1 protein-coding gene is annotated in these 13,808 nt (G+C 62.0%); it reads left to right on the plus strand.

Annotated elements, in window-relative coordinates:
• Positions 1 to 13,632, plus strand: coding sequence for a non-ribosomal peptide synthetase (locus JOE29_RS11610; RefSeq protein ID WP_210079530.1), 13,632 nt, complete (start codon positions 1 to 3; stop codon positions 13,630 to 13,632).
• Positions 13,633 to 13,808: the final 176 nt, after the last annotated feature.

Consider the following 13,808-nt stretch of genomic DNA (forward strand, 5'->3'; position numbering starts at 1 on the left):
TTGAACTCACATAACGATAGTCTCGACCAACTGAAACGCGCCGCACTGTTGCGCCTGCTCAAACAGCGCGGCGCCACGCGGGTTGTCGATAGCGCCCCTGACGAAATAGTTGCCGCGCACCGCGAAGGTCCGCTGCCACTGTCGTTCGCTCAGCAGCGGCTGTGGTTCATCGATCAACTCGATCCAACGGCCAGTGCCGCTTATCACATGCCTGCATCGCTGGTGCTGCATGGCAACCTGGACCACAGCGCACTCAAGGCAAGCCTGGATCGTCTGGTGGCGCGCCATGAAAGCCTGCGTACGACCTTCCGCCGTGAAGGCGAACAGCCGGTGCAAATCATCGCCGCAGCCGACTGCGGCTTTAGCCTGGTCGAACATGATCTGCGCCATCTGCCCAAGGAACAGGCCGAACAACACGCGGTGCAATTGAGCGAGCAGGAAGCCGCAGCGCCCTTCGACCTGCTGCACGGCCCACTGATCCGCGGCAGTCTGCTACGCCTTAGCGACACTGAACATCGACTGCTGATTACCCAGCACCACATCATCTCCGATGGCTGGTCGATTGGCATACTGGTCAAGGAATTCGCGGCACTGTACGAGGCGTTCAGCACCGGCCAGCCCGATCCCCTGCCCCCATTGGCCTTGCAATATGCCGACTACGCGGCCTGGCAACGGCGGCATCTGGAAGGTGAGCGCCTGAGCCAGCACATCGAGTTCTGGCGTAGCCATCTGTCGGGCGCTCCGGCCTTGCTGGCGTTGCCCACCGACAGGCCACGACCGGCGGTGCAGAGCTACCGGAGCGAGACACTAAGCTTTGATCTGCCGGTTGCGCTGACCGGTGCCATCACCCGTTTTGCCCAGTCCCGCGCCGCCACGACGTTCATGACGCTCATCGCCGCCTGGGCCGTATTGCTGGGTCGAATCAGCGGCCAGCAGGACGTGGTGATCGGCACCGTGACTGCCAACCGCGACCGGCTGGACGTGCAGGCGCTGATCGGCTTCTTCGTCAACACGCTGGCACTGCGGGTACGACTGGATGCCAACCCGACCCTTGATCAGGTACTGCAGCAGGTCAAGGAACTGATGCTGGAGTCCGCCAACCGTCAGGAAGCGCCCTTCGAGCAGGTCGTCGAAGCCCTCAAACCACCGCGCAGTGCCAGCCACAGCCCGGTGTTCCAGACCATGCTCTACACCGATACCGACAGCACTGGCGGGCAGTTGCAACTGCCAGGCTTGAAGCTCGAGTTTTTGCCCTCCCACAAAGACAACACCCAGCATGATCTGTCGTTGCACATTGACGAAAGTGGCGAGAACCTGTCGTGCAGCCTGTCGTATTCCACTGCGCTGTTCGACGCCAGCACCATCGAGCGCCTGACCGCGCGCTTCGAACGCCTGCTGCGCAGCTTCACCGAAGCGCCGCAGACACGTATCGGCGAACTGCAACTGGACCCTGCGCTGGTGCTGCCCGAAGTCACCGCCCTGGCACCGGTGGCGGAGCGGTTGCCGCTGTCCTATCACCAGGAGCGTATCTGGTTCGTCGACACCTTCGAAACCGGTTACCTGTATGACGCCAACCCGGTGTATCACAACCTCGCGCTGCTACTGGAGCTGTCGGGCGAACTGAACATCGCGGCCCTGCAAACCGCCCTTGACGGTCTGCTGGCCCGCCATGCCATCCTGCGCTGCCGTGTACACAGCGACGGCGCCAGCGCCTGGCAGAGTTTCGACGGCCCGGCCCGCCTGACGCTGGAGCAACATCAAGGCAATGCGCACAACATGCGCGCACTGGCTGTGGCCGAGACCCGTCGCCCGCTGGACATGAGCGCTGGCAGCCTGGTGCGCGCCAGCCTGATCCGCGCAGACGAAAATAACGGCGTACTGGCCTTGGCCGTGCATCACCTGCTGGCCGACCGCACCTCGCTGCAACTGATCAAACGCGACCTGCTGGCGCTGTATGAAGCCGCCTGTACCGGACGTGAGGCCGCGCTGCCCATAGTGTCCCTGAACTATGCCGATTTCGCCGCATGGCAACGCCAGTTGCCGGCTGCCGTACTGGAAAACCTGCGGGCCTACTGGAGCTACCAGCTGCGCGGCAAGCTTCAGGCACTTGAGCTGCCACTCCATCGGCCACGTGCCGCCGTCCATGTGTTCAGTGAGGCGACTCATGAATGTGTGATCGATACAGCGCTGAAACGGGGGCTGGAACAACTGGCCGAGCGCGTCGGCGTGAGTGCTGCCAGCCTGGCGCTAAGCGCATTCACCGCCCTGCTGCGGCGCTACGCCGGGCACGACGAACTGGTCATCGGCACCAGCGCGGCCTGCCGCGAAGCGGCTCTGCAAAATGTGGTCGGGCCACTGGACAATCTGCTGGTGATCCGCGCTGCCTGTGACAGCGAGACCACCCTGCAAGCCCTGCTCGAGCAGACCGCCAACACCCTGACCGAGGCCCTCCGGCATCGCCACATGCAGTTCGACCAACTGGTGCGTGCGCTTGATCCGGCCAAGGACATGAGCCGTACGGCGCTGTTCGATGTACTGTTCAACTTTCAGCACGTCAGCGACAGCGGCACCATGGTCGCAGGCCTGGAAGTCAACAGCCTGGAAACCAACCTGGGCTACGGCAAGAACGATCTGCACTTGCTGATCAATGCCGGTGAGCTGCTCTGGCACGGCCACCTGACCTACAACGCCGATTTCTTCACCGCTGAATTTATCGATCAACTGATGCGCCATTACGTGCGCTTGTTGCAGGCCTTTGTCGATGCCCCGCAACAGCGTGTTGACGACGTGGCTCTGCTCGATGCCGCCGAGCGCCAACGCCAGGTAATCGATTTCAACGACTCCGAAGCGGCCTGGCCCGACACCCTGACCCTGCATCAAATCTTCGAAGAACAGGCGCGCCGGACCCCGGACAACATCGCGGTCAATCTGGGCGAGGAGCGGCTCAGCTACCGCCAGCTGAACGAACAGGCGAACGGCCTCGCTCATCGTCTGCGTAATGCCGGTGTGCAGCCACAAGAGCTGGTGGCGATTATCCTTGAGCGCTCGCCGGCGATGATTGTCGCCACCCTCGCCGTACTCAAGGCTGGCGCCGCTTACGTGCCGATTGACCCTGGCTCACCGGCCGCGCGAATCGACTACGTGCTGCGTGACAGCGGCACACGTAAAGCCATTGCCCGTGAGGACATGAGCCCTGCTCTGCTGGCGCTTGGAATCGAAGTCTTCGCCCCGGAGTCGAGCGAAGCCGCAGGCAACAACGCCGAGTTCACGGTCAACCTGCAGAACGTTAATGCCCCGGAACATCTCTGCTACGTGATCTACACCTCCGGCTCCACAGGCGAACCCAAAGGGGCGCTGCTGGAACACCGCAACGTCGTGCGCCTGATGCACAACAGTCGCTCACAATTCACCTTCAATGCCGAGGATGTCTGGTCGCTGTTTCACTCCAATGCCTTCGATTTCTCGGTCTGGGAAATGTACGGCGCCCTGCTCTATGGTGGGCGCCTGACACTGGTACCCGAAGCCCTGCGCCGCGACCCCGAGCAATTGCTGAGTTTCCTCGAAAGCGAGCAGGTCAGCGTACTTAACCAGACGCCATCGGCCTTTCTGCAACTTGCCAGCGCCGCCCTCGGGCGCAGCGATGTAAATCTGCAATACTTGCGTTATGTCATCTTCGGCGGGGAAAGCCTTGAGCCGGGCAAACTGGATGAATTCCACCGAGCTTTTGCCCACGTAGCACTGGTGAACATGTACGGCATCACCGAAACCTGCGTACACGTAACCTATAAGGCCATTGACGCCGACGATATCGCCGCGGGCATTTCCAATGTCGGCAGGCCGATCCCGACTACTGTGGCCTATATCATGGATGCTCGGCAGGAGCTGTTGCCGATTGGCGTAGCCGGAGAAATCTGTGTCGCAGGTCTGGGCGTTGGTCGTGGCTACCTGAATCGACCTGAGCTGACCGCCGAACGATTTATCGACGATCCGCTGCGTCCCGGTACACGCCTGTATCGCTCCGGCGACCTGGGCAAGCTGCTGGATAACGGCGAAATCGTTCACCTGGGACGCATGGATGCGCAAGTCAAGATTCGCGGTTTTCGCATCGAACTGGGGGAAATCGAGGCCAAACTGCTGGCCTGCGAGGGCGTCCGTGAAGCCCGAGTGTTGGCCCGTGATGACGCAAGTCAAGGCAAACGCCTGATTGCCTACCTGATCGCCGAACCATCGGTCCGCCTGGAAATTGCCGCCCTGCGCAAACAACTGGGCGCCACCCTGCCCGATTACATGATTCCGAGCGCTTTTGTGAGCCTGGCGGCCTACCCGCTGACCAGTAACGGCAAGCTGGATCAGGATGCACTGCCAGCACCGGACCTGGAAGCCATGTCCGAGCGTAGCTACGCCGCTCCAGAAGGCGACACTGAATTGGCCCTGGCGCAGATATTTCAGGAACTGCTGGGCCTGGAGCGTGTGAGCCGGCATGACAGCTTCTTCGAACTCGGCGGTCACTCGCTGTTGGCCGCTCAACTGGTTTCCAGAGTCCGCCAACAGCTGGGCGGCGAGATGATGCTGCGCCAGTTGTTCAGTCACCCGACGGTGGCCGAGCTGGCGAGGGTCGTCGACGGCCTGCAAGCGGCCGTTACCGACAGCATTGAACCCATCGAGCGTAACGCGCCGTTGGCGCTGTCCTTTTCCCAGCAACGCCTTTGGTTCCTCGACAGACTCGCTCCTGGTGCCAGCAGCGCCTACCACATGCCGATGTCGCTGCTGTTGCGCGGCGAGCTTGATCACCGTGCGCTCAAGGCTGCGCTCGACCGGCTGGTCGTACGTCATGAAAGCCTGCGCACCACCTTCGCGCTGCACGGTGAACAGCCGGTGCAGGTCATCGCTGCTGCGGATAGCGGTTTCACGCTTGCCGAACAGGACCTGCGCTCGCTGTCCTATGAACAGGCCAGCCTCAGCGCTGCACGTATCGCTGACAGCGAGTCCGCTGCACCGTTTGACCTGCGCCAGGGTCCGCTGATTCGCGGGCGTCTGCTGCGTTTGGCCGATGATGAGCACATGCTGTTGATCACCCAGCACCACATCATCTCTGACGGCTGGTCGGTGGGTGTGCTGGTCAACGAGTTGGCCGCCCTCTATCAGGCCTTCAGTGAGCATCAGCCGGACCCGCTGCCAGCCCTGTCAATCCAGTACGCCGACTACGCCGCCTGGCAACGCCGCACCTTTACCGGCGAGCGCCTTGCCGAGCAGGCCGACTTCTGGCGTGAGCACCTGGGTGGCGCGCCGACGCTGCTGTCGCTGCCCATCGACCGGCCGCGTCCGGCGGTACAAAGCTACCGCGGCGGCGCTGTGCCAGTGACGATCGATGCGGCGCTTTATCAGCGTCTGGAGCGCTTCTGCCAGGCCCATAACGTCACCCTGTTCATGGGCCTGCTCAGTGCCTGGTCGGTGCTTATGGCACGTCTGGGCAACGAACGCGATGTAGTGATAGGCGTGCCGAGCGCCAACCGTGGCCGCACCGAAACCGAGAACCTGATCGGTTTCTTCGTCAACACCCTGGCCCTGCGCGTTGATCTGGCGCAGAACCCGAGCGTGGCGCAATTGCTGGAGCAGGTCCGCCAGACCACGCTGGCGGCCCAGGAGCATCAGGACATTCCGTTCGAGCAAGTCATCGAAGCCTTGCAGCCGCCACGCTCGATGAGTCATAGCCCGCTGTGTCAGGTCGCCCTGTCGCTGGATAACACCAGCATCGGCGGCGAGTTGACCCTGCCGGGCCTTAGCCTGCATCCGGTTTTACAAGCCCATGAAACCGCGCAGTTCGACCTGATGCTGACTTTGGGTAGCGAAGCCGGCACTCTCACCGGGGTAATCGAGTACGCCAGCGACCTCTTCGATCGCTCCACCGTCGAGCGTTTTGCCCAGCATTTCCACACCCTGCTCGAAGCGATGCTCGAGGATGTCGCGCAACCTGTGCTCGGCCTGCCTTTGCTGAGTGCGGCGCAGCGTCTGGCCTCGCCAGCATTGCTGCAGCCCAAAGCGCTATTCGCCTCGGGCCTGATGGTGCATCAGCGCTTCGAGCAGTTCGCTGCCGCGCATCCGCAGGCCATCGCACTGGTCTTTGGCGGGCAAGAGGTGAGTTACCAGGCGCTCAATCGCCGCGCCAACCGTCTGGCCCGTGAGCTGCTTGACCAAGGCGTGCGTCCCGATGACCGGGTAGCGATCCTCGCAGAGCGCGGCACGCAGATGATTTGCGCGGTGCTGGCGGTACTCAAGGCCGGTGCGGCCTACGTACCGCTTGACCCGGCTTACCCCACCGAGCGTCTCGGCTACCTGCTGACAGACAGTGCGCCGGTGGCGTTATTGGCCCAGTCGGCCTGCCTCGACGTGCTGCCGGGGCACAGCGTGCCGGTACTGAACCTCGGCGCGGATAACGACACTGCCGACTCCGCGGATGAATCGCTGGACTGTAACCCTGAGCCTGCTGCACTGGGTCTGTCCCGCGAGCACTTGGCGTACGTCATTTACACCTCAGGGTCTACAGGCCTGCCCAAAGGTGTGCTGGTGGAGCACGGCAACGTGGCACGCCTGTTCGACGCCACTGCCGGGCAATTCAACTTCGGGCGCGAGGATATCTGGACGCTGTTCCACTCCTTCGCCTTCGACTTCTCGGTCTGGGAAATCTGGGGAGCGCTGTGCTACGGCGGCAAACTGGTCATCGTCCCGAGTGAGGTGGCGCGCTCGCCGGATGACTTCTATACGTTGGTCTGCGAGCAGCAGGTCACCGTTCTGAACCAGACGCCAAGCGCTTTCCGCCAGTTCATTCAGGCGCGCGAACGCAGCCCGCAAGAGCATGCGCTGCGTGAAGTGGTGTTCGGGGGCGAGGCTTTGGACTTCCGCAGCCTGCAGCCCTGGACTGCACGCACACCGCTGTCGCGCACCCGTCTGGTGAACATGTACGGGATCACGGAAATCACCGTGCATGCCACGTACTACCCGATCAGCCAGTCTGAAATCGACACAGCCATGCCAAGTCTGATCGGCCCGGCGCTTGATGACCTGTGTCTGCGCATTCTCGACGACTACCAGCAGCCGGTGCCGGTGGGCGTCAATGGCGAGATTTATATCGGCGGTGCCGGGGTCGCCCGGCATTACCTGAACCGCACGGAACTGAATGCCGAACGTTTTATTGCCGACCCGTATGCCATGCAAAACGGCGCGCGCCTCTATCGTACCGGTGACGTTGCGCACTACCGCAGCGACGGCGGTGTGGTCTACGTCGGCCGCAATGACTCGCAAATCAAGATTCGCGGTTTTCGTATCGAGCTGGGTGAGATCGAGGCGCAATTGCTCGCTTGCCCGGAGGTCCGTGAAGCGATGGTTATCGTGCGTGAGGATCGCCCCGGCGACAAACGCCTGGTTGCCTACCTGATTGCCGAGAACGGCACCGCGCCCGAGTCAGCGCTTCTGCGCAACAAACTGGCCAGCGTGCTGGCTGAACACATGCTGCCTAGTGCCTTTGTGACCCTTGAAAGCTGGCCGCTGACGACCAACGGCAAGCTGGACCGTGCCGCCCTGCCCGCGCCGGACCAGTTGGCGACGGTGAGTCGTGAGTACGAAGCGCCGCTAGGCACTATCGAAACCACCTTGGCCGGTGCATGGCAGGAATTGCTCGGAGTTGAACGTGTCGGTCGCCAGGATCATTTCTTCGAACTGGGCGGCCATTCTTTTCTGGTCATCAGCCTCATAGAGCGCTTGCGTCAGATCGGCTTGTTGCTGGACGTGGGGACGGTGTTCTCGGCACCGACCCTGCAAGCCATGGCCGCCGTCCTGGCGGGCGGCACTACGGCGGAACGGGTCGCCCCGGCGAACCTGATTCCCCTCGACTGCACGGCGTTGACCCCGGACATGCTGCCGCTGGTCAAGCTGACCCAGCAGGAACTGGAACATATCGTTGCCGACGTAGCAGGCGGCGTCGCCAATGTTCAGGATATCTACCCACTGTCGTCGTTGCAGGAAGGCATCCTCTTCCACCATCTGTTGCAGTCAGAAGGCGACGCCTACCTGATGCGCACCATTGCGACCTTCGACAGCCGTGACTTGCTCGACAACTTCCTCGGCGCACTGCAAGTGGTGATCAACCGCCACGACATCATGCGCAGTTCCTTGCGCTGGCAAGGTTTGTCGCAACCGGTACAGGTGGTGCATCGCCAGGCGACGTTGCCAGTCATTCAGCTCGACGCCGCGCCAGGCGAAGACGCCTTGCAGATGTTGCGCGAACGCACCGATACCTACCATCTGCGTCTGGATCTGCAACAGGCACCGCTGATAGCCGCGTATATCACTTACGATACCCGGCAGGAAAAGTGGTTGATGGCGTTGCTGGACCATCACCTAATCAGCGACAACGTCACCCTGCGTCTGATCATGGGCGAGATCCAGGCGGTGATGGACGGACGCGCGGACAGCCTGCCGCCCTCGCAGCCGTATCGCAACTTCATCGCTCAGGCTGCCTGCGTTTCCCAGGCCGAACATGAAGCCTATTTCCGGCAACTGCTGGGGGATGTCGATACCACCACCGCGCCCTACGGCGTGCTCGATGTGCGTGGCGGCGACGCAGTCATCCTGCGCTCGGTGCAGGAACTGAGCGACGACCTCAGCGCGCGGGTCCATAGCACCGCACGGGCCCAGGGCGTGCCCACCTCGGTGCTGTTCCACGCGGCATGGGGTTTGGTGGTGGCCGCCACCAGCGGACGCGACGACGGGATTTTCGGTACCGTGCTTTCCGGACGTTCCCAAGGCACCTCCGGCGCCAACCATGCGCTGGGGATGTTTATCAATACCTTGCCGATGCGTATTCGCCTGCAACAGAACAGCGTGCGCGATATCGTTCAGGAGGCCTACCAACAGCTCAGCGGCCTGCTGACCCACGAGCAGGCACCTCTGGCCCTGGCGCAGCGCTGCAGTGCGGTGGATGCATCGCTGCCGATGTTCACCGTGATCCTCAACTGCCGTCACGGCGATCTGACGGACACTGCCGGGGAGAACGTCGAGGATCTGGCCGGGCAGGAAGGCATTCATTTCCAGGAATCCGAAACCCGTACCAACTACCCGATCGAAATTGCCGTGGCCAATGAGGGCAGCGGGTTTTCGCTGACTGCGCAGTCCATCAGCGGTATCGATCCGCATCGGATTGCCGCTTACCTCGGTCAGGCGGTTGCCGAGCTGGTCAATGCCCTTGAGCAGGATCCGGCACGCCTGGCAAGCAGCCTGGAAGTGATTCCGCAGGCCGAGCGGCAACTGCTGCTCAACGACTTCAACGACACTGCCAGCGACTTCGCACCGGTCGTGCCGATCCATACCTTGTTCGAAGACCAGGTCCGCCGCAATCCTGACGCCGTGGCGCTGGTCTACGAAGACCGCCAGCTAAGCTATCGCCAGCTCAACCGCCGTGCCAACCACATAGCCCGGCAACTGCTGCAACTTGGTGTACAACCGGACGAGCGCGTGGCCATCTGCGCCGAGCGCAGCCTGGATATGATTGTCGGCCTGCTGGGGGTGCTCAAATCAGGCGCCGCCTACGTGCCGATCGACCCTGCCCACCCAACTGACCGCATGGCCTTCATGCTGCAGGACAGCCAGCCGCGTGCGCTGCTGACCCAGAGCGCCCTCAGTCTGCCGGCCGGCGATACACCACTGATGCTGCTCGACAGCGCTGAATCGCTGCTGGCGGCGGATGATCAGGCGTTCGATGCCAATCCGCTGGTCGACAGCCTGACGGCGGAAAACCTGGCCTACGTGATCTACACGTCAGGCTCCACAGGCCAGTCGAAAGGTGTGATGGTCGAGCATCACTCGGTGTTCAACTTCTGGAACGTGCTGACCCGCACGACCCACCAGCATTGCCCGACCCCGGCCACCGTGGCGCTAAATGCCGGCTTCTTCTTCGACATGTCGATCAAAGGCATCTCGCAATTGTTCTCCGGCCACACGCTGGTGATCATCCCGCAACTGCTGCGTGCCAACGGCAGCGAACTGCTGGACTTCCTCGAAGCCCATCAGGTTCATGCCTTCGACTCGACGCCGTCGCAGCTCGACACCCTGCTCTCGGCCGGTTTGCTGGAACGCAGCAGCTATCAGCCGGTCAGCGTGCTGCTGGGTGGCGAAGCGATTAACGCCAGCACCTGGGAGAAACTGCGCAACTGCCCGACCATCCGCTTTTACAACATGTATGGCCCGACCGAATGCACAGTGGACGCGACCATCGATCTGATCCGCGATCTGGGTGAAAAACCAAGCATCGGCCGCCCCATCGCCAACGTTCAGGTGCATGTTCTGGATGCGCGTGGCGAGCCGGCGCCACTGGGCGTCGTCGGTGAAATTCACATTGGCGGTCGCGGTGTGGCCCGCGGTTACCTCAACCGTGACGAGCTGAGTGCCGAACGTTTCATCGTCGACCGGTTCTCCGATGTCGCCAATGCACGCCTTTACAAAACCGGCGACCTGGGTCGCTGGCTGGCAGACGGTACGCTGGAATACATGGGCCGCAACGACTTCCAGGTGAAGGTTCGCGGCTTCCGTATCGAGCTGGGTGAAATCGAAAACGTTCTGCTGGCCATGCCGGGCATCCGCGAGGCGATAGTGATTGCCCGCAATGATAACCAGGGGGACTCGGACAGCCAGCGCCTGGTCGCGTATGTCTGTGGGGAAGCGGTGGCGGCCGAACATTTGCGCGCCGAACTGCTCAAGCATCTGCCTGAATACATGGTGCCCAGCGCTTTCGTCCACCTGGACGCACTGCCGCTGACTGCCAACGGCAAGCTCGATCGCCGCGCGCTGCCCGCCCCCGGCCAGGACGCATTGGCCAGCAAGGTATACGAGGCGCCGCAAGGCGAAACCGAAGAGGCTATCGCCGAAATATGGAAAGCCCTGCTGCATCTGGACCAGGTGGGCCGCAACGACGGGTTCCTTGAGCTGGGCGGCCATTCGTTGCTCGCTGTGCAGTTGCTGTCACGACTGCGGCGCAAGCTTGGTACACGAATCACCTTGCGTGAGCTCTTCGACGCACCGACCGTGCGTGGCCTGGCTTCATTGGTCAACGCTACTGCGCCCAGTGAAGCGCAATCGATCCCGAAGGCCAATCGTTCGGGCCGCCTGCCGCTGTCCTTTTCCCAGCAACGTCTGTGGTTCCTCGATCATCTGGATCACGCGGCTGGCGCGGCCTACCACCTGCCGATGGCGTTGCGCCTGACAGGGGCGCTTGATGCGGCTGCCTTGCAGGCAACCCTGGACCGCCTGGTTGCACGCCACGAAACCCTGCGCACGCGTTTTGAACTGGTGGACGGTGAACCGGTGCAGAAGATCGCCCCGGCCGATACCCGCTTTCCGCTGTTGCGCCAGGATCTGCGCGATCTTTCCAGTGACCAGCGCACGGCGACCCTGACCCGTCTGGGTCAGGAAAATGCCACGCAATTGTTCGATCTGACCAAGGGCCCGATGCTGCGCGGGCATCTGCTGCAGGTCGCGGATACCGAACATGTGCTGTTGATCACGCTGCACCACATCGTCTCCGATGGCTGGTCCAACAGTGTGCTTGCCCAGGAAGTGAGCGTGCTTTACGCCGCCTTCAGTCAAGGCCAGAAAGACCCGCTGCCAGCACTGCCACTGCAATACGTGGACTACGCCGCCTGGCAACGGCAATCCCTTGACGGCCCGGCGCTGCAAGCTCAGATCGACTTCTGGCGCACGCATCTGGAAGGTGCGCCAAGCGTATTGAACCTGCCACTGGACCGTCCGCGCCCAGCCATCCAGAGCTATACCGGCGGGATGATCGACTGTGTGCTCTCGCCAGAGCTGAGTGCCGACTTGCGTGCCTTCAGTCAGGCTCAGGGCAGCACATTGTTCATGGTCCTGCTGGCAGGCTGGTCGATGCTCATGAGTCACCTCAGCGGCCAGAATGATGTAGTAGTCGGTACGCCTGTCGCCAACCGTCAACGCCCGGAGCTGGAGCCATTGATCGGCTTCTTTGCCAATACGCTGGCATTGCGTGTGGCAACCTGCCGAGAGACCCGACTGAGTGAAGTGCTCGGTCGGATCAAAGACATCACTCTGGCTGCCTACAGTCATCAGGATCTGCCGTTCGAGCAAGTGGTAAGCGCCTTGCAGCCAACCCGCAGCATGAGCCACAGCCCATTGTTCCAAGTGATGCTGAGCCTGGACAACACGCCCCCTTCGGTGCTGCAAATGCCCGGCCTGGAGGTCGACTCGATGGACAGTGCCCATATCACCACGCAGTTCGACCTTTCGTTGTCACTCGCCGATACCGGCGAAAGCCTGAGCGGCGGCCTGCAATACTCCAGCGACCTGTTCGACAAAACCACTGTGCAGACCATCATGCAGCTGTTTTCCAGGGTTCTGGAGAACATGGTGACTGACGCACAGCAGTCGATCGGTCAAGTGCTGGACAATACGCCAGCGCTGCCGAGTTCGGCGCATACCGCGACTGTCGCTGCGACGGTCGAGGACGAACAACCTGAAGACCTGCCTTACGAAGCGCCCGAAGGCGACACCGAGATCGCCCTCGCCAACCTCTGGAAGGAGTTGCTCAAGCTGGACAAGGTCAGTCGCCATGACGACTTCTTCAGGCTGGGCGGTATTTCGCTGATGGCCGTGCAGATGGCGTCGCGTTTGCGCAAGGTACTCGGCAAACCGATCGCTGTCCGCGATCTGTTCATTGAGCCGACCATTGCCGGTTTCGCCAGGACACTGGACAGCCAGACACGTCCCGGCCATCACAGCAACCTGGTACCGGTCCGTCGCACTGGCTCGAAAAGGCCGCTGTTCCTGGTCCACCCGTTGGGCGGCGAAGTGCAGTACGTGCGCGATCTGGCCGCGGCAATCGACCCACAGGTGCCGCTCTATGGCTTGGCCGCCAGTGGCCTGGCAGCTGGAGAGAAACCGCTGTTTGAGGTGCCGGCCATGGCTGCGCGTTACCTGGCAGCGATTCGCCAAGTACAACCGCGCGGGCCTTACCGGATCGGCGGCTGGTCTGCAGGTGGTCTTATCGCTTATGAAATGGCCCGCCAACTGCATTCCAGCGGCGAACAGCTGGAGTTCCTCGGCATCATCGACACCTCCGCGCGTCTTGAGCAGCAAGCGCCGGAGGTATTGAGCGAAGGTCAATTCCTGATGAGCTGGCTACCCGAGCAGCTTGATCCCGAGGTTCTCCGGCAGCTCACCGAGCTGGCCAACGCGGATGCCGTCGAGGAAATGCTGGCGTTTTGCATGGCACAGCGCCTGCTTCCGGAAGAACTGCCGCAGAACGTCGATGCCACCATGCTACGCAGCCATGTTGCGGTGGCCCATGCGACCCACATCGCCATCAGTGCCTATGTCAGCCTGCCCGCCCCGCTTCACGTGACACTGTTTACCGCAAGCGGGCAGGAGCGCACCGATCCGCTGCTGGGTTGGGGGGCTTTGCTTGAAACACCGGTGAGCGTTACAGCGCTTCCCGGCACCCACGACACACTGGTCAGGGCGCCTCACGTCAGCGCATTGGGCCAGGCGATCTCTCGAGCGCTCGACAAGGAGCCCGTCCAAATGAGCAGCAGTGAAGAGGTCCATGTTCGATAACCGCACTTTCTGACGGGTAACCGCTCGGTTGTGCAGGATGTCCCGGTATCCCGTGACAGACTTTTCCTGCACAACTCAGCTTAATTGGATCCTCAAGCTGAATCGTTTCTTGTGAAGATAATCGCGCTTGATACCGGATTCGAGTGATGTTGAGGCGCGAAGGATTTGAGCGGTCT

The sequence above is a fragment of the Pseudomonas sp. PvP009 genome (assembly GCF_017832995.1).
In the GTDB taxonomy this organism is placed as follows: domain Bacteria; phylum Pseudomonadota; class Gammaproteobacteria; order Pseudomonadales; family Pseudomonadaceae; genus Aquipseudomonas; species Aquipseudomonas syringae.